Consider the following 22,749-nt stretch of genomic DNA (forward strand, 5'->3'; position numbering starts at 1 on the left):
ATCTGTGTAACGCCACAAACCCAACATACCCACAAATCTGTAGGAGCTGGCTTGCCAGCGAAGGCGGCCTCAAGGTCGACCAATCTCTCACGGCTGTAGCCGATCCCCTGTAGGAGCTGGCTTGTCGGGTCGCCGCATCGCAGCGAAGGCGTCCTTGAAGCCGACTAATCCCTCACGGGTGTACCCGGACCTACTGTCCCACCGCAGCAACCCCAGCAGTACATTCAGTGCCACGGATACTTCTTCTCCCACTCCCACGCATGCGCCACGATCTGTTCCAGTGTGGCATATCGCGGTTGCCAGCCCAGCAAGCTCTTGGCCCGTCGAGCATCCGCCACCAGCCGTGGCGGGTCGCCAGCGCGGCGGGGCGCTTCACTGATGAAGATGTCCCGGCCGGTCACGCGACGCGCCGTGTCGATCACCTGCTGCACCGAGAAACCCTGGCCATTGCCAAGGTTGAAAGCCGTGCTGGCCCCCCCCGCCAACAAATAGTCCACCGCCTGCGCGTGAGCGGCCACCAGGTCGACAACGTGGACGTAGTCGCGAATACAGGTGCCGTCCGGCGTGTCGTAGTCAAAGCCAAAGACAGTAATGGTCTTGCGCCGCCCGGAGGCTGCCTGCAGGACCAGCGGCAGCAGGTGGGTCTCAGGTTCGTGGCGTTCGCCCAACTGCCCCTCAGGGTCTGCGCCGGCAGCGTTGAAGTAGCGCAGGCAAACCGACCTGAGCCCGTAGGCGCGGTCGAAATCTTCCAGCACCTGCTCCACCATCCACTTGCTGCGGCCATAGGGGTTGATCGCGGCCTTGGGGTGCGCTTCATCGATTGGCACATACGCCGGGTCGCCATAGACGGCGGCGGTGGAGGAGAAGATGAAGTGCTTGACCTCGGCGCGAACCATCGCCTTGAGCAGCGTCAGGGTCGCCGCCAGGTTGTTCTGGTAATACTTGGCCGGCTCCGTGACGGACTCACCCACCTGGATGAAGGAGGCGAAGTGGAACACCGCATCGAAGCGGTGGGTGCCGAACAGCGTGTCCAGGGCCTGGGCGTCGGCGATGTCGAGTTCGACCAGTGTCCCGCCCAGCACCGCGCTGCGGTAGCCGGTGGAAAAGTTGTCCGCCACCACCAGTTCGTGCCCCGCGCCAAGGAGCTGCTTGACCATGTGCGAACCGATGTAGCCTGCGCCGCCTATCACCAGGAATTTCATGCCGCTCTCCTTGATATCGATGCGGTGTCAGCGCGAGGCGGCCGACCCGTCCTTTAAAAGACCTTTGCTGTCACTTGAGACTGTCACTCGCTTGCGATGCTCGCTTGCGATGCTTTTTTCAGGAACAACCAATTGGACGCCTGCAGGCCGTCGAACTTGATCGTGTAGCGCCCATCCTGGTAAGTGGCCGGCAGTTTCCCAGGTCGTCCTCCGGGGCCGCCCTGGGTGTACAGGGTCAATCCCGCCGGGGCCTGGAGGGTCAGGGTGCCCTCCAGAGGCTCCACGTAAAATGGCGTCTTGTCGCCGTCCTTGGGGATGGCCCGGGTGCCCAGGGAAATCAGCAGGTCAGCGGACTTGCCGACGGGCGCGCCGTCCAGGCTTTGCACGACAACGCTGGCGTAGGCGGTCTTGATCTGTACCTGGATATTGCCCAACTTGATCGACTCACCGCCTATCCAGCCGGTGGCCGCCTGGGTGCGGGGCGTATCGATGGTGTAGATGCCTTGTTTCCAGTTGCGCTTGAGCTCACCGGTGTCCGTGGTGGACTCGGTGGCCGAGGCGTCCAGTAGCGACTTTGCCGGGTCATGAAACACCTGGGCGTTACTGGCGATGACGCCCGGTTGCAACCAGGGCAGTTGCGGCGTCCGGGGCATGGCGATCTGCAGTTTGCCTTTCTCCATGGCGGTGCGCAGCAGGGCCGAGTTGGCCGGTGTAATGCTTTGGTTGAACAGGGTCTCTGGCGTCGGCGCGAAGACATAGGTGGTCTTGGCTTCGTGAACGTCGGCGCGACGATAAAGCAAGGCGGCGGCGGGCAGGGTGGCCAGCATGGCCGGGTCGTTATAGGCGTGCCAGTTGCCCGCCGACATCCCTTGCTCGGAGAGCCCTTCCTGGCTATAGGCATATTGCATCAGCGCGTCCCAGCCCTGATGGCTGGCCGTGCCGGCCACATAGAGTGGCAGCGAGTGGCGGTCGGCGATCGGGAAGGGCTCGTTGTTCCATTCCGTGACGGTCAGGGGTTTGCCGACGACCTGGCCGGCGCCAATCCAGTCCACCAGGCTGGCGCTGGTCAGCGGGTTTTTCTCCAGCGACCCCGGGCCCCCGTAGATATGCACGTCGACCACGTCTCCGGCGGTCAGGGCCGGCAGGGCGCTGAGGCCGTTGCCGCCCCAGCTGCTGGTGGTGGCAATCGGCACTTTCACGCCGGTCTCGCGCAGGGAAGCGATCATGTCGACGTTGAAGCGCCGTTCCAGGTCATTGAGAAACAGCTTGGCGGGGCCAGGCTCCCAGGATCGCCAGGTCTGGTCTTGCGACAGGTCGTGCTGTTTGGCAAAGGCCTTGGCCGCGTTCATGTACAGCTCGGTGTGCCGGGGTACTGATTTGTCGGGCAACAGGGCGTTGCCATAGTGTTGGGTGATGTCGTTTTCGTTGGTGATCAGCACCGCGGCAATCGCCGGATCGTCCTTGTAGGCAAGGCCGGTATAGCTGTTGACGTGGCTCAGGTAATCCCTGGCAAAGCGTTTCATGGCCTGCTGGATTGTGACGTTTACGTAGGCGTAGCCCTTGAGGTCGGCGATGCCATACTGGCTCTTCGGCAATTCATCGAAGCCAAAGATGTTGTCGTTCGCCCAGAGGGCTCGTTCGACGTGCATGTCGAGCCAGACATAGATGCCCTCGTCCTTCAGGCTCTTGATCCACAGATCGAGCTTCTTCAGCGATTCTTCGTTCAGGTGCTGGGTATCGTGCACGACCCTGCCGTCACCGAAGATGTTGGGCAAGACCCACGGCGAGTCATGGTGGTGCAGTCGCACCAGGTTGAACCCCAGGGCCGAGAGGCGCTTGGCCTGCAGCTTGATCGCATCGTCCGGCGTGCGAAACAGCGTATAGGCCGAGAGGTTGGTGCCCCAGAAGCGCGCCGGGGTGTTGTCGGCAAACAGCAGTTGCTCGCCGACCGCCTTGACGAAGCCACGCTTGCCCGCAGGCTTTTCCTGGGCATTGAGAAAGGACAGGTCGACCGGCGCGGTCTTCCAGTCCAGCCTGTCGCTCGGCCAGCTCTTCGGGTCCGCGACGCCGAAGCGCTCGGCGGCGGTTGGCCCCAGCGCCACATCGCCGGACACGCTAAAGGTGGCCTTGACGGTTTTTCGACCGGGCTTGATCCGGTCCTTGTAGAAGAACGCCCGCACCTGGGACTTATCACCCGGTTCGAAATACACACTTTCCAGCGCGGGCTCAAAAAGCATCTCCATGCGCCGCCCCTGGGCATTACCCCAGGACCAGCCACGGTTGCCGGGCAGCAACACCGGCACGCCCATTTCTTCGGCAAGGGCCGGGTCGAAATTGAAGACGATGCCGCCGCCCATCACGTTCGACTTCATGCTGCGGGCATTGAGGACCAGGTCCATGCTCAATGTCTGCTGGTCTTCCTTGCGAATCTGCCCGGTCGCGTCGAAATCCAGCCTTTGGCTCTTGCCTTCCATGGCGTAGACATAGGGCGAGATCACCTTGAGCGAGGGGGTAAAGTCCGCCCAGTCCCAGTTGCTTCCCCAAAACACGAATTGAGAGGCCATGGCAGGGCTGCCGCCGCGCGTGACCTGGGGCAGGCCGCTGCGCTCATCGACGCTGACGACCCACTCCGCCGCCCGGGTGCCGGACGGCCAGATGACAAGAAACAGGAGAAAGACTGATAGCAGAGGCATGCGGTGAACAAAACACGTCATGAGCGTTACCAGGTCTGTTGAAGGGCACTCTTGCTGCTTGCAGTCTCCGCGCGCTTGAGCCTGCGCGCCATCTGAGCATAGGACACGCCCAGTCCGGCCACCGACCAATACACCACGGGGATGACCGTGATGCTACTGACGGTGATGATGGTTATCAGAATCCCGGCCAGGGTCGCCAGCAGCGCCCGTCCCAATCGTCGCGACTCATCATCCTTGTTGGGGTACGAACGCATCGCCTTGCGGATGCCGAGCACAATGGTGGCGAAAAACGCCACGAACAGCGTGAGCCCGATCAAGCCCATTTGCAGGGCGATGCCGATATAGGTGTTGACGATGTCGATGATGCCCTGGCCCTGGATCAGTGACTGCATTTCCGGAGTGCTGCGGTAATCGAAGGACCCCAGCCACGGATTACGCTGGATGACGATCACCGAGTTATCGATCAGTCGCTGACGGTAAGTGATGTTCTCGGCTTCTACCGAGCCGATGAAGGGCAGCAGATCAATGATTTTTTGTCCGCCAGGCACAATGGCCAGCAGCGGCAGGGCGAGTACGGCGGCGACTCCGAGCAGCATCAGGCGCCTGACCGCATAACGGCCGGTGCCGATGAACATGATGATCATGACCGCGGCACCGATCCACGGGCCGCGCGACAGGGGCGCGAACAAACCCCCGGCGAGCAGGAGGGCGCCGAGCCGTCGTTGCAGTTTGCTGCGCACGCCCTCCTGCAGGAACAGGTAAAAGCCGATGGCCACGGCAATCACATAGCCCAGCGCAATGGCCTGGCCGGTGGTGACGCTGGCGCGCAGCGAGCCGCCACGGCTGAGATAGGTGGAGATTTCCCATTGCACGCCCATGGCGTAGGTCAGCGCGTTGTACAGCAGCCAGCGGCGGGAAAATTCGAACAGACCGATCAGCGACAGCACCATGGCGGCGAGTAAAAAGCCCAGCATTACGTCCTTGAAGTCGCTGACATTCTTCACGGCTCGACTGGCCACGTAGTAAGGCAGGAAAACGTCGAGGAACAGATAGAGCGATTGGCGCAGGGTGTCTGTGGGCGTGGTCTGGCGCAGGAAAAGAGCGGACGTCAGGAGCAGATAGGCCAACAGGAGTTTGTCCGGCCAGGTGCGCCCGAAGGGCAGGGTGTCTGGTCGCCTGCGCAACGCCAGGAAAGCCGGGAGCAGTATGCACAGTGACAGTAGCCGTACATGGTTCAGGTCAAACAGATAGTTGATCAGGCCGAAGCCGGGGACCTGCGCCGACGCGGGTGGAATGAGAAACAACAGCAGGAAAAATAACGCCATGGGGTTGCGTTCGCGCTGCCGCGACACCGTCAGGATGATGGCGGTAACGCCCGCATACACCCAGAAACTGTGGGAAAAAAAGGCCACCAGCGTCAAGGCAAACCAGAGGTTGCGCCGCCGCGTGAAATCACTGTGAGGGATCAGGTCTGCCGCCGGTCGCCGTGCAAAAGCGAAGACGATACCGGCAAGGACCAGGATGACGACTAACGCGCGAAAGTGCTCAGGCATGGGCTACCGATTTATTTGATGAGAGAGCGATGGCTAATGGCTAGTGCTTTGCCTAATAGCGACTATAGTACCTTTCGAGTCATCCAATACCGGGGATTGATGTTATGCCTTCAGTTCACATATCGCCATCGTTTGGCCTTCGTCGTAAAGCGATATCTGCTGGGGCATGGAACCTCGGGGCGCTGGTCACCTCGCAAGCGATTCGCCTGGGTGGCAACCTGGTGATGACCCGTCTGCTGATGCCGGAAATGTTCGGCATCATCGCCATCGCCACCACCGTCTTGTTCGTCCTGCACCTGCTGTCCGACGTGGGGTTGCGGCAGAACATCCTGCAGAGCACGCGGGGCGACGACCCGGAGTTTCTCAATACCCTGTGGACCGTGCAGATCGTGCGCGGCTTTGTGCTGTTCGCCTTGACGCTGCTTCTCGCCGCCGCGGCCTGGTATTCGCAAGCCATCGATTTCTGGTCGCACAACTCCACCTATGCCTCACCGCAATTGCCGGCGGTGCTGGCCTGGACCGGCGTTACCGCGATCATCTACGGGTTCCAGTCGACAAAAGTCGACCTGGCCGTTCGCGCTTTCCAGCAAAAGAAAGTGGTGATCGCCGAGTTCGCTTCCCAGGTCGTCGGCTTGCTGGCGATGCTGGTCATCGGTTATTTCACCCATTCCATCTGGTCGCTGGTGGCTGCCGGGCTGATCACCGCGCTGGTCAGCACGCTGCTTGGGCACTACTGGTTCGAGGGGCCGTCCAACAGCCTGCGCTGGGAACGCGCAGCGCTTGACGAACTGGTGGTCTTCGGTCGCTGGATCCTGTTGTCTTCGGCCGTGGGCGTACTGTCCATGCAGGGCGACCGGATCATTTTCGGCGGCAGCATGACAGTCACCGAAATGGGCGTGTATTCCATTGCCGTACTGATCCTCGGCGCGGTCCAGACCGGTGTACTGAAAGTGGTCGGGGCCGTGGCCCTGCCGGCCTTCGGTGAGGCCGCGAGAACCAATGACTTCGATCGTCTGCGCCGGTTGTATTTCAAATTCAAGATGTTGGTCGACGTTGCGCTGCTGTTTCTGTGCGGGCTGTTCTGGGTCACCAGTCCATTGATCATCAGCATTTTGTACGATGAGCGTTACCACGATGCCGGCAAGATGATGGCCATTCTGTCGACGTCGTTTTTCATGATGCGCTACATCGTGGCCAACCAGATCTGGATCGCCCTGGGGCTCACCAAATACCAGGCCATCGACAACATCATTCGTGTCGTTTCGTTATGGGTGGTGGTGCCGGTATTGCTGGCTATCGGTGGCGTCGAATACGCGATCTGGGGGGTCGCGCTGCATACATTGCCTACCCTGGTGCTGGTTGTGTATGTCAATCGTCGCGTGGGTATCCTCGATATCAAGCGCGAGCTGATGGTGTTGCCTATGCTGGTGGTAGGCGCCTTGTGTGGCGAGTTGGTGCTGGTCGTTTTCCGCTGGCTGTTCGGTTGAACCGGTTGGCCGGGAATGTTGAAGCACCCTTGAAATCTGCGATGCAATCTCGATCCCATGGAGCTGTGAGTGATGAGTGAACGCGTGTTGAATAACTCTGCCATCAGTCGCAGAGGACTCATTCGGGCATTTGCCCTGTTAAGCCTGGGGGGGCTGGTAGTGAAATTTTCCGGGTTTGGGGCCCGGTCTCCTGCAGGAAAATCGGAGTTTGTCGTGATCAACGGGTGGGTGTTACCTGCCGCGCATTTCCGGTAACTGCACCTATGATCAAAGACTACCAAACGCAGAAAGACCTGCGCGATCACTATGATTTCTGCATCGTTGGCGCAGGCCCGGCCGGCATCACGCTGGCCTTGCGTTTGGCTGGCAATGGCTGGCGCGTCGTGCTTCTGGAGGGTGGGGGCCGCGAATATGCCCCGTATTCACAAAGCCTCTACAAGACATCGTCCACGGGGCTTGAGGCCTACACGGAAGAAACCCGCCTGCGCTACCTGGGCGGCACCTCCAACCATTGGGCCGGGCGTTGCCGACCCTTGGTGCCTTCGGACTTTACCCTCGCCCCGCAGGGGGATCTGCCCGGCTGGCCCATCGCGTTTTCCGAGATGGAGCGCAATCTGCCAGCGGCCATGGCCATTCTGGACCTGCCACTGGACTCGGGGTTCAAGACCGTCAACGCGGCCTTCAACAGCGACGAATTCGAAGCCGACCGTTTCCTGCTCAGCCCGCCGACGCGGTTTGCCCAGAAATATGCCAAGGAACTTGACGAGACCGAGGGCCTGGACGTCTTCATCAACTGCAATTGTGTCGACCTGGATTTCGACAAGGACACTGGCCGTATCGTCGCCGTTGTCGTGTCCGATTACGAACGCAACCAGGAGCGCATCTCGGCCAAGCAATTCATCCTGGCCACCGGCGCGATCGAGAATGCCAGGCAGCTGCTTAACAGCCAGTCATTGGCCGCCGCCGGCGTGGTCACCGAGGATGGCATGGTCGGTCGATGCTTCATGGAACACCTGAACATCGCACTGGGTAACTTCATCCTCAACGACGGTGAAAGCAGGGAATCCAGGCAGTTCTTCACCAAGGATGCCTTTGTGATCGAGCATCATTCCGGCAAAGGCAATGTCACCGCTTCCCTGGTGTCGCACGTGGAAACCTATGGGCGCATGGCGGCCATCAAGGGCTTTTTCGAGAATCTGGCCTGCAAGGCTGGCGTGGCGCACAAGATCGAGTTCATTGCCAAGTTCAACTGTCCCGGTGACGGGGAACTCGCGACGATGATCGAGCAGTTTCCCAACCGCAAGAGTCGCCTCTCATTGACTGAAGAGCGCGATGAACTGGGGATGAGAAAGGTCAACCTCAACTGGGAGCTCGCCCCCGAAGACCGCGAGACCATTAAAAGCATCGGCCTGGAGGTGGCCAAGTGTTTTGCCGAAGAGGGGCTTGGCTATGTCAAGCTGGACGAAGCGGTCTATGACGTTTCCTTGCCGCTGAGGGTCGGGCCGCATGCCCATCACATGGGCACGACCCGGATGGCGACTTCCCCGGAATTCGGGGTGGTTGATCAGAACTGCAAAGTGTTCGGCACCAACAATCTGTACGTCACCGGCAGCAGTGTTTTTGCCACGGCCGGCGCGAGCAATCCAACCATGCCGCTGTTGCAGCTGACGCTGCGGCTGGCGGACTACCTCAACCATCAAATGGGTCCTGCGCAGGGCAGATATTCTTCAGTGGAACAGTCTTAGGGAGAGCAACCAAAGCAGGGTGCCACTACAACAACAACCATGGTGCATCTGGTCTTGGTACCGATGTGAAACGCTGAAATTTGTGAGGCTGACAGGATGATTGGGCTAGCAAAGCGTGCAATACGTTACTACGTAAACAAAACGGGTCGGGGCAAGGGGCTATTCAAGAAGTTTTGCCACCCCACCGGCTATGAATGGGCAGATTACCTGGCGCGCTGGGGAGGCATATATTCGGTCGGCAAGGGCGTATGGATCAATCCCGGCTGCAACATCCCCGACCCTTCGCTGTTGCGCATTGGCAACAACGTCGGCTTGTCCGATTGCACGATATTCGGGCACGACGGACTCATTGGCGTATTCGAGATCAGCGCGGGTAAACAGCTCGACTCCGTCGGTGCGGTCGATATATTCGACAACTGTTTTATCGGTTATCAGTCCATCATCATGCCGGGTCGCAAAATCGGTCCGAATTCAATCGTCGCCGCCGGTGCCGTCGTCACCCGGGATGTTCCGCCCGGTGTCGTGGTGGGGGGGAACCCGGCGAAGGTGCTCTGCACCGTTGAGGACCTGATCAAGAAAATCGAAGAGCGTTGCGAAGACTATCCGTGGATGGAACTCATCCGCCAGCGCGGCACTCACTTCGACCCGGATTACGAGCCCAAGCTCAAGGCCATGAGAGCGCAGTACTTCTTCGGCGAGAAAGCCAATGAGTAGCGCGCCCCTGGATGTGCTCGTGGTCAACTACAACACGGCGGGCCTGTTGCAGCCGATGTTCAATGCACTGCGCCAGTCCAAGCGTGCCGATCCGGCGCGCTACCTGGTGGTGGACAACGCCTCGGCGGACAATTCGCTGGATTGCCTGGGCGATATTTGCCCAGAGGCCGTGCTGCTGGCCAATAAAGACAATGTCGGCTTTGGCCGGGCCAATAATCAATTGGTCGAACACCTGCAGGGCAAGTACGCGTTGCTGCTCAACACCGACGCATTCGTCTCCGACGACACCTTGGCCAAGACCCTGGAGTACATGGAGACCCATCCCGATTGCGGAATCCTCGGTGTACGCCTGGTCGGTCGGGACGGAGAAATGCAGCCATCCTGCCGCTATTTTCCGACGCCGCTTAATGTGTTCCTCGTGACGGCCGGGCTCGAACGGTTTTTCCCGTGGGTGAAACTGGTCGACGACCTGGAGTGGGATCATGCCTCGGTGCGTGAGTGTGACTGGGTGCCAGGCTGCTATTACCTGATCCGCCGTGAAGTGATCGACAAGGTCGGCTTGTTCGACCCGCGCTATTTCCTCTACTACGAGGAAGTCGATCACTGCCGGCGCGTCAAGCAGGCGGGGTGGAAGGTGGTCTACTACCCCCACACGACGGTGGTACATATTGGTGGCGAGAGTGCCAAGTCGGTCGACAAGCTGAACATGGACGGTCGCCAGCTGCAGACGCTGCAAATCGAAAGCGAGCTGTTGTATTTCCGCAAGCATCACGGTGTGTCGGGGCTGGCGTTTCACATGCTACTGGTCTGCCTGTGTGACCTGATCCTGGGGCTCAAGGCCTTGTTGAAAGGTCGCGGCCGGGCCGCCATCAAGGCCTGTTGGCAACATACACGGGTGACCTGGGCGCTGCTGCGCAAAACCAGACTCGGTAGCCAACCCACACGGTAGGACAGTCCATGTTCGATAACATACGTGCGGACCTGCGAGCATACGAGGGTGACTGGGGCGCCCAGGGTTTCTGGGTGATGCTGGTGTATCGCTTCGGGCGCTGGCGCTATGGTGTGCGCCCGGCGCCGTTGCGCAAATTGCTGTCGTTCATCTACAAAGTGCTCTTCAAGCTGGTGCAGATCGTGACGGGTATCGAGCTGCCGTGTGAAGTGGTGGTCGGGCGCAACTTCGTCATCGATCATTTCGGCGGCATCGTGATCAGTGGTTACGCGCAGTTTGGCGATGACTGCCGGATCCGCAATGGCGTGGTCGTGGGACTGAAGAACGTGAACGAGCCGATTGCTCCGGTGATGGGCAACAACGTCGATATCGGCACCGGCGCCAAGGTGCTGGGCAACATCCGCATTGGCAACAATGTGGTGATCGGTGCCAATGCCGTGGTGTTGACCGACGTACCGGACAACTCGGTGGCCGTCGGTGTGCCGGCGACGATCAAGCAGCGCAAGCTCGTCGATGCCGGGGAATACTCATGACCACGACGACGGGGGTGGGCGTCGTTGTCATCGGTCGCAATGAAGGCCAGCGCCTTGAGCGTTGCCTGGCATCGCTGGTCGGCGCGGCGCAGCAGATCGTCTATGTCGACTCCGGGTCGACCGATGGCTCGGTGCAGATGGCGCAGAGGCTGGGCGTCGAGGTGGTCGAGCTGGACATGAACATTGCCTTCACCGCGGCCCGGGCGCGCAATGAAGGGTTTGCCCGCTTGCAACGCTTGTTGCCGTCGATGCGTCATGTGCAGTTCGTCGATGGCGATTGTGAAGTGGTCGCCAGTTGGTTGCCCCATGCCCAGGCCTTTCTGGATGCGCAGCCCGAGGTGGCGGTGGTGTGCGGGCGGCGCCGCGAACGGTTTCCCCAGCGTTCCATTTATAACCTGATGTGCGATCTCGAATGGGATACGCCAACCGGTGCGACCAGCGCCTGTGGTGGCGATGCCCTGATGCGCGCGGACGCCTTCGCCACCGCGGGCGGGTACCGGCCGGACCTGATTGCCGGGGAAGAGCCGGAGCTCTGTGTGCGCCTGCGAGCCAAGGGCTGGAAGGTCTGGCGCCTGCCTGCGGAAATGACCTTGCACGATGCGAGCATGACCCGTTTCGGCCAGTGGTGGCGACGTACCCTGCGCGGTGGTTATGCCTTCGCCGAGGGCGCGTTTCTACATGGCGGCGCGCCGGAGCGCCATTGGCGCCGCGAGTCGCGCCGTGCCTGGTTCTGGGGCCTGGGCGTGCCGCTGGTTACGCTGATTGCCACGCTGATACTCGGTTGGCCGGGGCTGCTGGTGCTGCTGGTCTATCCCCTGCAGGTCGCGCGCCTGGCCCGGCGCGGTGCAGGCCCGGCGCGGCAAAACTGGTTGCTGGCGTTCTTCCTCGTACTGGGCAAATTTCCCGAGATGGTCGGGCAGGTCAAGTTTCTTTTGAACAGGTTCGGTGCCGGCAAATCCGCACTGATCGAATACAAGTGAGACTTCGATGGACTATTGGTTGATCGTCAAAAGCGTGTTCTCCGTGCACGCCGGCTATTCCCTGAGGGCATTGAAGAACAAACTCAAGTTCCTGCTGTTGGTGGTCAGGAACCGGACCGAGCTGGACCTGTTTTTCGGGCGCATGTCCAACGCGCTGGGCAGTACCGGTATCGAAAAACTCGGCGGCGATGCCCTGGGTGTCGTGCACTGGCCCTACATCAGCAAAAGCTGGGGCGCCCAGGACAAACTGGGGGTCATGGCCTCGCACTACGAGGTGGTCAGCAAGAGCTGCCCGCAATTGCTGCTGTTCGGTCGTGACGACAGCCTGGTCCTGAGCGATCTGACGGCCTGGTCGCCAGGTTGCACCCTGGTGCTGGACCGCCCGTTCTGGTTCATGCGTGAGGGCGAGCTGGTGCTGAACCTGTTCCAGGGCGATCTGCGCATCGCCTCGATCGCCTTCACCCTGTGTTTAACGGACGATGAGCTGTGCATCTTTATCGGCGCCGTCCAGGGCATCCATAAAGGCATCGAGAGCGACAGGTCGCTGGCCATCTACCGGGATGTCACCAAGGACTTCGAAGGCTTGCGCCCCCGGAGCTTCCTGATTGAAGTGACCAAGTACATTGCCGGCAATATCGGTGTCGGCAAGATCTACGCGGTGGGGGACGTCTATCGTCACCATCGCCACCCTTATTTTGGTGCGCACAAAGCCCAGGAGCTGGCCGCCAATTATGATTCGATCTGGCTCGAACACGGGGCGACCCCCTCGGAGCGCGAAGACTTCTTCGAAATTCCCATGGCCTCGTCCAGAAAGCCCCTTGAAACCATCGCTTCAAAAAAACGCGCCATGTATCGCCGGCGCTATGAGCTGCTGGACGATGCCTTTGCCCAGGTCGACAAGGTGCTGACAGGCAGCTACGCAGTGCATTGACGTCACCGGTTACTGGACTACTGTGGGGGGACCTGCAGTAACAAATTCGACGACAAAAGCCGGGTGCCCATGCGTATCGCTTACTTCATCAATCAATACCCGAAGGTCAGCCATAGCTTCATTCGTCGCGAGATCCTGGCGCTGGAACGCCAGGGCTTTGAGGTACAACGCATCGCGCTGCGAGGCTGGGATGCCGAGTTGGTGGACGCCGAGGACGAGTCCGAGCGCAGCAAGACCCAGTATGTGCTGGAGGGCGGCGTCAAGGCACTGTTGAAACCGGCGCTCGAGGTGTTGCGCGCCCAGCCGAAACGGTTTTTTTCGACGTTGTGGCTGGCGTTGCGCATGGGCCAGCGCGCCGATCGATCCTGGCCGTACCATCTGGTCTATTTGCTCGAAGCGTGCCGCGTCCTGGCGTGGATGCAGGCATTCGGCGCCCGGCATGTGCACGCCCATTTCGGCACCAACTCGACCGAAGTGGTGATGCTGGCCAACGCCCTTGGCGGGCCGGCGTACAGTTTTACCGTGCATGGCCCGGAAGAGTTCGACAAGCCGCAGTTCATTCATCTGGGCGAGAAAGTCCGGCGCTCGGCGTTTGTCGCGGCCATCAGCGCCTATGGGCGAAGCCAGCTGTATCGTTGGGTCGACCACGCGCACTGGGCTCGGGTCAAGGTCGTGCATTGTGGCCTGGAGCGGGCCTTTCACGACGTGCCGGCGGTGGCGGTGCCGTCCGCGCCGCGGTTGGTCTGCGTGGGGCGCCTGTGTGAACAGAAGGGCCAGTTGTTGTTGCTGGAGGCCGCGCGCCGCTTGGCTGAGCAAGGCGTGGCGTTCGAGCTGGTCCTGGCCGGCGACGGCGAAATGCGTCCGCAGATCGAAGAACTGATCACCCGGCATGGCTTGCAATCCCATGTGCGAATCACCGGCTGGATCAGCAGCGAGCAGGTGCGCACGGAAATTCTCGCCGCGCGGGCCCTGGTGCTGCCGAGCTTCGCCGAAGGCTTGCCGGTGGTCATCATGGAAGCCATGGCGTTGCGCCGCCCGGTGCTGACCACCTATGTCGCGGGCATTCCGGAACTGGTACGCCAGGGCGAGAACGGCTGGCTGTTTCCCGCAGGCGCGGTGGACGAGTTGACGGCGGCACTGGCGGACTGCCTCGCGCAACCTGTCGAAGTGTTGCAGCGCATGGGCGAGGCGGCTTACCAGCGCGTGCTCGAGCGCCACGATATCGATACCGAAGCGACCAAGTTGGCTCATCTGTTCAAGGCGCAAGCATGATCACATTCCTCAATTGGCTACTGGGCGTACCGCTGGCAATCCTCCTCCTGCCGGTGCTGGTGCTGTTCGTGCAGGTGCTGCTGGCGGGCTTGCCGGTGCGAGCGTCGGCACCGGCGCGACGCCCGCGACCGCGGGTGGCGGTGCTGGTGCCGGCGCACAATGAGTCCTCGATCATCACGGCCACCCTGGATTCCCTGCGCCCGCAACTGCTGGAGGGCGACCGCCTGCTGGTGGTGGCGGACAACTGTTCCGACGACACCGCGGCGACGGCTCGCGCGGCGGGCGCCGAGGTGGTGGAACGCAGCAACGATCAACAGCGTGGCAAGGGCTATGCGCTGGATTTTGGCGCGCGTCATCTGGCCAGCGATACGCCGGACGTCTTGATCATTGTCGATGCCGATTGCCAGGTCAGCGAGGGCTTCATCGAGCGCCTGGCCATCCAGTGCATGGACTCAGGAAGGCCAACCCAGGCCCTTGACTTGATGCGTGCGCCGGCGGGTTCCGGGTTGAAGGTGCAGATCGCCGAGTTTGCCTGGTGCGTGAAAAACAAGGCACGCCCGCTGGGCTGGGCCCGGCTGGGATTGCCCTGCCAACTGATGGGCACCGGCATGGCGTTCGTCTGGCGCGACCTGCCCTTGATCACGCTGGCCAGTGGTCACATCGTCGAAGACCTGAAAATGGGCCTGGATTTCTGTCGTGGCGGCAAGCCGCCGTTGTTTTGCCCCGACGCCCTGGTGACCAGCTATTTCCCGCGCAGTGACGAAGGCCTCACGACCCAGCGCACGCGCTGGGAGCACGGCCACCTGGGGGTAATCCTGGGAGACGCACCAAAATTGCTCGGCGAGTCGATTGCCCGCGGCAACTTCAACCTGCTGGCCATGACCCTGGATCTGCTGGTGCCGCCGCTGGCCTTGCTCACATTGTTGCTGGGCGCGGCGTTTACCTTGTCCTGGCTGGTGTTCTTCCTGTTCGGCGCCTGGCTGCCGGCCTTGATCGCTTCGCTCGGGGTGGCCCTGTTGATGGTGACCATCCTGCTGGCGTGGAGCCGGTTCGGTCGCGACATCATCGCCTTTTCCGCGTTGCTCTATGCGCCGTTCTACGCGCTGAAGAAAATTCCCCTGTACCTGGGCTTCCTGGTTAAACGCCAGGTTGAATGGGTGCGGTCCAAGCGAGACGACTCCTGATGCACGCTTTGACCTGGCAGCACAACTGGCAAACGATCATCCAGTCACTCAGGGTCATCAGCGACGCCGATGAACAGCAGCGCCTGATCGAGACCTTGTCCAAGCCGCAAGCAGCGACGGTGCTGGGGTTCGTCAATGCCCATGCGATGAACCTGATCGCCAGGGACAATAGCTACTACCAGGCACTCTCGGCCGCCGACGTGTTGCTGCGCGATGGCTCCGGCATGTCCATCCTGTTTCGCCGACTGGGCCGGGTGCCGGGGCTGAACATGAACGGCACGGACTTGATCCCCAAGTTGCTGGCGGCGTACAAGGGACGGCGCGTGGCCTTGTGGGGCACGCAGGAACCTTTCCTGGCCAATGCGGCCAGGCATTGCGAGGCGGCGTGGGCGGTCAATGTGGTGTCTGCCCACCATGGTTTCGCCGAGGTGCAGACCTACCTCGACCTGGCCCGGCAACATCAGCCGGAACTGGTGGTACTGGGCATGGGCATGCCCAAGCAGGAAGTCGTTGCGGCCAGGCTGGCGGCCAGCGGCGTGCCGTGCCTGATCGTGTGTGGCGGGGCGATCCTGGACTTTCTCGGCGGCAAGGTGAGTCGCGCTCCGCAATGGATGCGTGGCCTGGGTTGCGAATGGGTGTTCAGGCTGGCCAGTGAGCCCAGGCGCCTGTTCAGTCGATACGTAGTCGGTAACCCAATGTTCATCTTGAGGACGCTTGCCTGCACGGCACCGACTGGCGGGTAAGTCGGGGGCCAATATATACAGGGTCGGCGCTGTAATATCTTGCAAAACTCTGGCGCAGCATCTTTACTGCTCATATACGCGACGACTTGCTGGCGCGGTCGGTACTTGTGTCGTAATTAGTGAAAAAAACGACGAAAGTTTGACGTCAACCGCCACCGTATCGAAGCCTGGGTTGCAGTGTCTTATTCATTGATTCGAACTTTCGAATAATCTTTCCTTAATTAATTAGTGTTAATACCAAATGAAAGAATATGTGAAGGCACTGTTGCGTCAGTTGATTACGCCGTCGGTACGCTTTGAACTGAGGAAAGCCCATGCCTGGCTGCGCGATATCGCCGGTCGAGCCTGTTTCTGGCGCTGGGAATTTGTCAGGTTCAAGCTGCGCGAAGAGAGCGCTTACGACATTTTCTATGTGGGGCGCAAAGCCCAGCGCGACTTTGTGAAAGTTCTAATGGGCGCTGAACCTCAGGTCGCCAATCAGCAAGTTGAACCGGATAAATCGGGTCGAACGGTATTTGTCAGTGAAATACCGACGCCGGGCGCACTCTGTGTACCGCAGTATCTTAGCGCTGTTGTACCCCTGGGCAGATCGATCGAGGATATAACCGCCAGATACAACTCCGAATTGCGCCGCAATCTTCGCAAGAACCGCCTGCGCTATCGCCTGAAACAGGCGTTGAACGATGACGAAATCGAAAGCGCCGACCAGGGCATGCTGCAACCCTATGCCAGCGCCAGGCATGGCACGTCCGCTTCGCAAATCGAGCAGCAGGAAGTGCGCCGGGTGGCGAAAACCGCCGCCGGGCGCCTGGATCTGGTGCTGCTGGAGGACGAAGTCGTCGCCTGTCACCTTGGCTGCGTGATCACCCGCGCGGGCAAGCGCTACTGGAGCACGATCCGTTTCGGCTACCCGGAAACGGTCTACTCGGATGCGAAGAAGCTGCGCGAGATCAACTCCATCACCACCTTCATGGCGCTGGAATGGGCCTTGGAAAACGGCTTTGACTATTACGATATCGGCACGTGCCTGGCGCGTCCGGACGATGGCTTGCTGGAGTGGAAAAGAAGGCGCGGCGGCGATGTCGATACGCTGAACAACCACGGCTATCTATTTGTCCGGTTGCCAAAAGTGGGCGTCGCGCAATTTCTCTGGGAAACCCCTCTGTTTGCCGTAGAGGGTAAAAAACTGACCTTGCATCTGGGTTTGCCGGACGGGCCAAGCGATGAGGAAATCGCCGAGCGTTATCGTGAAATGGGTTTTGGTGGGCTCTCCAGGGTCTATCTGCATTGCGCCAAGGCGCCACCGGAAAAACTGCTCGAGACCTTACGCGGTCGCTACAGTCATCTGAAATCGCCCCCTGCCATGGAAAGCCTGATGTGCAACTGAACCTGACGTCGAGCAAGCGATGACAAGCGTTATTGGTAGTTAAACGTATTCAGAGTGGTAATCCTTATGTCGCAATCGAACCTGTTGGTGAGCGGCGCTGGGGCGAAATGGAGTTTTGCTGCGTACAAACACATGTTCAAAGAGAAACTTGCCAGGAAACCGCCGCTGGATCTGCAAAGTGTCGCGGTGAAAACCTGGGAAATGGCCCCAGCGGATGCATCGGTCGCGCCGCCTGCGTTTTACCTGCCCAACCAGCTTGAGCGGGTGACAGGATGGCAGTTTTATCCCTTCGAGCATCCCCGTCGCACCATGGAGGGCAACGGTCTTGTCCAGCACGGCCCGACACGCGCGTTTCTGCTCAAGGACGCCTGGTTGATCGACGGCGCGCTGTACAAAGGTGATGCCAAAACCTGGTTATCGCCCAGGTCCGGGTGGTTGCCGAAGGTTCGCATAGAAAACGAAATCGATCGCGGGGCGATGTATTGCACCGTGGGTGGGAACAAGTGGTTTGGCTCGTGGATGGTGGATGACTGTATCACCTATCCAATGGCCGCCCAGGAGGGCATCCCGGTCACCACGTCGCTCGCTGAAACCTCCATTTCCGCCGCCAGGCACGGGATACTTCACGCGCCGGGTTATGAAGACTGGCTGGGGATGAATCCGGTTCGTGTGCGCAATGCGTTTTTTCGCGAGCTGGTGATCTTTGACGACATCAGTCACAACCGTCATAAGCACCTGCGATTTCGCGGAATGTCTGAAAAGTTGCTGTCCCATGTCGATGCCAGTTCTCACCCAGGCGTGTTCGTCCTGCGGGGCAACAAGGGCGAGTTGCGTTTGTTGCGCAATGAACTGGAGCTGGCCGAACGTCTGCGTGAGCGCCGGGGGTTTCGCATCATTGACCCGTCCAAGTGCGATGTACCGACCATCGTCGCGGCCTGTGCCGGGGCCAGGACAGTGATCGGCATCGAAGGCAGTCAGCTCATACATGGCGTCAATCTACTGCAACCCGGCGGTTCGCTGCTGATCCTGCAACCGCCTGATCGTTTCGTCTGCTTCTTCAAGTACCTGACGGATCGCGATCAGCAGAACTTCGGTTTTGTGGTGGGTACCCCGGACGGCGAAGGTTTCCGCATCGACCCCGACGAGGTTGAGCGCACGCTCGATCTGTTCCCGGCCTGAACCCCTGTCTCGTTTGTAACCCGGTAGCGCTGATAACCAGCGCTACTCGAGGTTATGCATCCATGACGCAACTAGTAGGCATGCTTGCCCGAGAAGGCGGTCACCGTGCGGGCAAGAATGACGAAGTCGAGCCACAGCGACCAGTTGTTGATGTATTCGATGTCAGAATCGACCCGACGGATCATCTGCTCGATATCCTTGGTTTCACCCCGGTAGCCGCGCACCTGGGCCAGGCCCGTGATGCCGGGCTTGATGTTGTGGCGCGCAAAGTAGTCGGCGATGTCGGGTGAATATTGCGCATCGTGCTGGATGGCATGGGGACGAGGCCCGACCAGGGACATTTCGCCCATCAGCACATTGAACAGCTGCGGCAGTTCGTCCAGGCTGGTCTTGCGAATGAAGGCGCCGACCCGGGTCATGCGCGGATCATTCTTTTGCGCTTGCTTGACCACGCCGTCTTCAGGCTGGTGGACCTTCATGCTGCGAAACTTCCAGATGCGAAAGGGCCCGCCACTCCAGCCCATCCGTTGCTGGCGGAAGAACACCGGCCCCGGGCTGTCGAGCTTGATCGCAATGGCGACGATGGCCAGCACCGGCGCGGCAAACAGCAGGATGAGAAAGGCCAGCACGCGGTCTTCCAGGTTCTTGAGCAGCAGGCGCATGCCCATCAGTGGCGTTTCGGACAAGGTCAGCACGGGAATACCGGCAATCTCGCGAACGCTGTGATTGATCAGGCGCAGGGAAAAGATGTCCGGCACCCAGTTGACCGAGATGTGCTTGTCGAACAACTTCAGATACACATCCTTGATCACCTGCGAACCGTCCAGGGGCGTGACGAAATAGACGGTGCGAATGGAATGTTGCGCGACCAGGTCATCAAGGTCGGACAAATTGCCCAGTATCGCCAGGCGGTTGGGGTTATCCGAGCCATCCTTGCCATGGTCATCGGCCGCTCCGATCAGTACGGAGCCGACGACCCGTTCACCCAGCCAGGGATTGTTACTGATTTTCTGGTGGAGGAAGTCGGCCAGTTCTCCCGAGCCAATGATCAGCGCGTTGTCCCGTTGGGTGGGATGCGCCAGAAACTTCTTTTGCAGTTCACGCGTCCCGAGGTGCAACAGCAGCTGGGCAAAATAACCGATGACGAACAACTCACCGACCAATAGTCGTGAGTAGGTTTCGCTTTGTTTCGTAAGAAAGGCCATGGCGACGAGAAAACAAAAGGCGGCGGTCCATGCCTTGAACAGTTTGAAGGCCTTGACGGCGAACCCGACGTTGCTTCGATAGATGGCGTAGTGGTCGTACACGACGGCCAACGCCCCCAGCAACAGCAGGACCATGATCACATAGGCCTGGGTGATGTAGCCGATGTGATAATCAATCAGGTACCACGCGACACCGGTGACAGCCAGGCTATCGAGGCCGGCCTGGATAAAGATACTGGTGCTGCTTCTTCGCTGGAGTACGGAACGGCTACTGCTCGGCTCAAAAATCATGATCAGATCCCATTTTTGCTACCCCCTCGCGCCCAACAGGAACGCGATCCAGGTCAAAACTACCCTCGTTTCAGAGCTTTAGCCTCAGCGGCAAGCTACTTATAGTCGAGAAATCCACCCTCCACCGAAAATCCCGAGGCAGGGGAGAATGCGGGTCCTGTGCTATCACTTTAGCAGCACTGTGGATTCATTCACGTTATGGACGAAGTTTAGTCGGGAGCAGTGATGCAGGCGCCGGCTGGCCTGCTTTTCGGGTATCTGGACGACCATCGGTCGCAAGGGGATTATTCGGGCAGGCGCGAAGGCCTGGGCCCCGGTTGTGTCAATGCGTTCGCTGCTGTCAGTTGTTCATCCCGTCTTCGATGGCGATGCCTTGAGCGCGCATCCTGTCGATCAGTTCGGCGCGGGTGCCCGGCAGATTGAGCATGGTCTTGGCGCGCAGCGCCGCCACTTCGTCGGCACTGTAGGGCTGGTAGTCGGCGGGTCTGCTTTTGCCGGCCATGCCATCCTCGCGCATCAGCCAGTTGAGCAGGTCAGCCAGTTGCGCGTTGTTCAACGCCGATTGCGACATGCCCGGCACACGCACCAGGAATTCACGGCCGCCCGGCACTTTCAGGAAGTTGCCGACAAACCCGGTCATTCTCGGTGTGTCATTGGCCGCCGAGCCCATGCCGTTGCCCAGGTGGCAGCCGGCGCATTGCAGCTGGTAGTTCACGCCCACGCTGTAGCCGGCTTCGGCGATGGGCTTTTGCAGTTCTTCGTTGCCGGGGGCGTGACGCTGCGTCGGGTCCGGGATGGCCCGGGCATGGACGAGCGGGGCGCTCAGGGCGCAGACGAGACCGAGGACCAGCAACTTGCGCATAGATGTCTCCTTTTGTAGGAGCTCGGCTTGCCGGCGAAGGCGTCCTTATAAACGCCTTCGCCGGCAAGCCGGGCTCCTACAAATCAAATGCCGGTTGCCAGGGCAACCGGCGGTGGGTGTCAGACCGCCACGCCACGGATGATCGAAACGGTGCAGTGATAGATGTGCGATTTGGCCGCCAGGCACCAGTTCACATCGTTGTTGTTGAACGGGCGGTAGGCCGGTTCTTCACTGTCGTTGCGGGTGCAGGCGCACTGCGCGCAGCTTTGCTTACCGCAGCAGTCGTTGTACGAAATGATGTAGTCCTTGCCGTCGGCCGGGTTTCGGCAGGTGCCGATCCAGGTCACTTGCGAGGCTTCGGTGCCCGGTGGGCAGGACGTCACCGATCCGCCGCAGCAGCTGCACAGAAAACCGTCGATGGAACAGTAGCGCCAGTAGTCGCAACTGTTCGGATCACCCGGGTCACCGGCCTTCGGGTCAGTGGCGGCCAGCGCCTTGCTGGTGCGATCCAGGGGCAGCAGCAGGGGCAGGGCGGCACCGGCCACCATCAGCGAGCCCATGCGCGACAGCAGTTTGCGGCGCGAAGTAGTGTCGGCAACACGGCGCGTCGAGCGCTCGAACAACAGATCCAGCAGTTTCATGAAGGTCTCCCTGCCTTATCAGTGGCTATGGCCGTGGCTGTGGTCATGGTCGTGGGGCTGCGCGTTGAGGTATTGCTGCAGCGTGGCGTGCTTCAAGTGCTCAACTTCGAACAGGCTGTCCAGGTGTTCGCGGGAGTTGACCAGGCCTTTGGCGCGCAGGGTGCCGGACTTGTCGATCAGGGCGGCGTAGGGCAGCTTGCCGATCTGGTAGGTCATGCCCACTTCCGGGCCGACCACGTAGGTGGCGTCTTCGAGCTTGTGTTCGCGGATCAGCGCTTGCTGGGCATCCATGTCGCCATCGCTGACGAACACCACGTCGAGCGTACCGGCCTGTTCTTTGGCGATGGATTTGATCGCCGGCAGCAAGGACTTGCAGATCGGGCAGGTCGGCGAGAGGAAAAACAGCAGTTGCGATTTTTCACCGGCATAACCGAAGTTCACCGGGCGGCCCTTGCGGTCGGCGGCGGTGATTTGCGGTGCGGCTTCGTTGACGGCCACGCCTTTGTCGACCATCAGCGCGCCGGCCGGCGCCAGGCGACCGTGCAGCACGCCAATCTGACGGACCAGGCCCATGACGACAAACGCCACGGCCACCAGCAGCACCCAGAGCAGAACATTGGAAACTATCAAGCCTTCCATTTCGATTACCTACCAATCAATTTGAGCAGAAGAGGGGAGTTCGCCAGCAGGCCATCGGCCGCGGCGTAGATGAGCAGCGCGACAGCGGCGGCGGCCACGGTGACGAAGCCATCGAACACAGTCATGTCACGCACCACCGGCGCCACGCTGGCCAGCAGCGCCAGCGCCACCAGCACGGTGTTGCGCAGCAGCAGCACCGGGCGCAGGGGTTGTGCCTGGTCTGGACCGGCACAGCCGCAGTCGATGTCGCGACGACCGCGCCACAGGTTGATGCCGATGGCGGCGGCGTACAGCGCCAGCAGGCTGGCCGCGCTCAACGCCGCCCAGCCCCGGCTGACCGGGACCAGCAGCGCGAAAGCGATGGCCAGTTCCAGCAGCGGGATAAGCCTGGCGCTCGGGCGAACCAGTGCGGCAGGCAGCAGTTGATAATCCGCCAGCTGTTTGGCGAAGCGCCCCGGGGCGCGCACCTTGTGGGTCGCGGCACTGGCCAGCAGCGCCGAAATGGCGAGGGCGCAGGCATTAATGAAGATCGGATCTGATTGCATGGGCCGAATCTCGT

20 protein-coding genes are annotated in these 22,749 nt (G+C 60.6%); 12 read left to right on the top strand and 8 right to left on the bottom strand.

Features of this window, described 5'->3' with window-relative positions; all coding sequences use genetic code 11:
* Positions 1–224: 224 nt before the first annotated feature.
* From galE to NPS56_RS19605, 3 genes are all read right to left on the bottom strand, one after another.
* A complete protein-coding gene (galE, locus tag NPS56_RS19595; protein ID WP_274076135.1) occupies positions 225–1,202 on the bottom strand; it encodes a UDP-glucose 4-epimerase GalE in 978 nt (325 codons plus the stop codon).
* Between the two features lie 83 nt (positions 1,203–1,285).
* On the bottom strand, positions 1,286–3,916 hold the full coding sequence (locus NPS56_RS19600) for a glycosyl hydrolase family 5 (protein WP_406592849.1): 2,631 nt from the start codon (positions 3,914–3,916) through the stop codon (positions 1,286–1,288).
* A gap of 5 nt (positions 3,917–3,921) precedes the next feature.
* A complete protein-coding gene (locus tag NPS56_RS19605) occupies positions 3,922–5,448 on the bottom strand; it encodes an O-antigen ligase family protein (protein WP_274076137.1) in 1,527 nt (508 codons plus the stop codon).
* 104 nt (positions 5,449–5,552) lie between these two features.
* Between NPS56_RS19605 and NPS56_RS19610 the strand changes: the two genes are divergently transcribed.
* The 12 genes from NPS56_RS19610 (at position 5,553) to NPS56_RS19665 (ending at position 18,552) form a co-directional block, all read left to right on the top strand.
* Positions 5,553–6,935 (top strand): oligosaccharide flippase family protein, encoded by a 1,383-nt coding sequence (locus NPS56_RS19610; protein ID WP_274076138.1) that lies wholly within the window; start codon positions 5,553–5,555, stop codon positions 6,933–6,935.
* A 263-nt stretch (positions 6,936–7,198) separates the two neighbouring features.
* A complete protein-coding gene (locus tag NPS56_RS19615) occupies positions 7,199–8,680 on the top strand; it encodes an FAD-dependent oxidoreductase (protein ID WP_274076139.1) in 1,482 nt (493 codons plus the stop codon).
* Positions 8,681–8,776: 96 nt separating this feature from the next.
* The gene (locus NPS56_RS19620) at positions 8,777–9,394 is read left to right on the top strand and encodes an acyltransferase (protein ID WP_274076140.1); all 618 of its coding nucleotides are present in this window, start codon (positions 8,777–8,779) and stop codon (positions 9,392–9,394) included.
* Positions 9,387–10,343 (top strand): glycosyltransferase family 2 protein, encoded by a 957-nt coding sequence (locus NPS56_RS19625; RefSeq protein WP_274076141.1) that lies wholly within the window; start codon positions 9,387–9,389, stop codon positions 10,341–10,343. The genes NPS56_RS19620 and NPS56_RS19625 overlap by 8 nt, the downstream gene beginning before the upstream one ends.
* 8 nt (positions 10,344–10,351) lie before the next feature.
* A complete protein-coding gene (locus NPS56_RS19630) occupies positions 10,352–10,876 on the top strand; it encodes a serine O-acetyltransferase (RefSeq protein ID WP_274076142.1) in 525 nt (174 codons plus the stop codon).
* Entirely contained in the window at positions 10,873–11,856 is a 984-nt protein-coding gene (locus NPS56_RS19635; RefSeq protein WP_274076143.1) for a glycosyltransferase, read from the top strand. Before NPS56_RS19630 ends, NPS56_RS19635 begins: the two co-directional genes overlap by 4 nt.
* 7 nt (positions 11,857–11,863) lie before the next feature.
* Positions 11,864–12,787, top strand: a complete 924-nt coding sequence (locus NPS56_RS19640) for a DUF535 family protein (protein ID WP_274076144.1) — start codon at positions 11,864–11,866, stop codon at positions 12,785–12,787.
* A 69-nt stretch (positions 12,788–12,856) separates the two neighbouring features.
* The gene (locus tag NPS56_RS19645) at positions 12,857–14,059 is read left to right on the top strand and encodes a glycosyltransferase family 4 protein (protein ID WP_274076145.1); all 1,203 of its coding nucleotides are present in this window, start codon (positions 12,857–12,859) and stop codon (positions 14,057–14,059) included.
* Complete coding sequence (locus NPS56_RS19650) at positions 14,056–15,243, top strand: glycosyltransferase family 2 protein (RefSeq protein ID WP_274076146.1); 1,188 nt, start codon at positions 14,056–14,058, stop codon at positions 15,241–15,243. The genes NPS56_RS19645 and NPS56_RS19650 overlap by 4 nt, the downstream gene beginning before the upstream one ends.
* A complete protein-coding gene (locus NPS56_RS19655; protein WP_274076147.1) occupies positions 15,243–15,986 on the top strand; it encodes a WecB/TagA/CpsF family glycosyltransferase in 744 nt (247 codons plus the stop codon). The genes NPS56_RS19650 and NPS56_RS19655 overlap by 1 nt, the downstream gene beginning before the upstream one ends.
* Positions 15,987–16,227: 241 nt before the next feature.
* A complete protein-coding gene (locus tag NPS56_RS19660; RefSeq protein ID WP_274076148.1) occupies positions 16,228–17,373 on the top strand; it encodes a hypothetical protein in 1,146 nt (381 codons plus the stop codon).
* Between the two features lie 66 nt (positions 17,374–17,439).
* Positions 17,440–18,552 carry a glycosyltransferase 61 family protein gene (locus NPS56_RS19665; protein WP_274076149.1) on the top strand — a complete coding sequence of 371 codons (1,113 nt, stop codon included), beginning with the start codon at positions 17,440–17,442 and terminating at the stop codon, positions 18,550–18,552.
* Between the two features lie 71 nt (positions 18,553–18,623).
* Here the strand turns inward: NPS56_RS19665 and NPS56_RS19670 are convergent, their stop codons facing one another.
* The 5 genes from NPS56_RS19670 to NPS56_RS19690 all read right to left on the bottom strand — a co-directional run bounded on the left by NPS56_RS19670 (position 18,624) and on the right by NPS56_RS19690 (position 22,735).
* Positions 18,624–20,048 (bottom strand): undecaprenyl-phosphate glucose phosphotransferase, encoded by a 1,425-nt coding sequence (locus NPS56_RS19670; protein WP_274076150.1) that lies wholly within the window; start codon positions 20,046–20,048, stop codon positions 18,624–18,626.
* 340 nt (positions 20,049–20,388) lie between these two features.
* Positions 20,389–20,910, bottom strand: coding sequence for a cytochrome C (locus NPS56_RS19675; RefSeq protein WP_274076151.1), 522 nt, complete (start codon positions 20,908–20,910; stop codon positions 20,389–20,391).
* A 119-nt stretch (positions 20,911–21,029) separates the two neighbouring features.
* On the bottom strand, positions 21,030–21,551 hold the full coding sequence (locus tag NPS56_RS19680) for a methylamine dehydrogenase light chain (protein ID WP_027620621.1): 522 nt from the start codon (positions 21,549–21,551) through the stop codon (positions 21,030–21,032).
* 18 nt (positions 21,552–21,569) lie between these two features.
* Complete coding sequence (gene mauD / locus NPS56_RS19685) at positions 21,570–22,190, bottom strand: methylamine dehydrogenase accessory protein MauD (RefSeq protein ID WP_075949195.1); 621 nt, start codon at positions 22,188–22,190, stop codon at positions 21,570–21,572.
* A 5-nt stretch (positions 22,191–22,195) separates the two neighbouring features.
* The gene (locus tag NPS56_RS19690; RefSeq protein ID WP_274076152.1) at positions 22,196–22,735 is read right to left on the bottom strand and encodes a MauE/DoxX family redox-associated membrane protein; all 540 of its coding nucleotides are present in this window, start codon (positions 22,733–22,735) and stop codon (positions 22,196–22,198) included.
* Positions 22,736–22,749: the final 14 nt, after the last annotated feature.

It is taken from the genome of Pseudomonas putida (assembly GCF_028682635.1).
Classification (GTDB): domain Bacteria; phylum Pseudomonadota; class Gammaproteobacteria; order Pseudomonadales; family Pseudomonadaceae; genus Aquipseudomonas; species Aquipseudomonas putida_AE.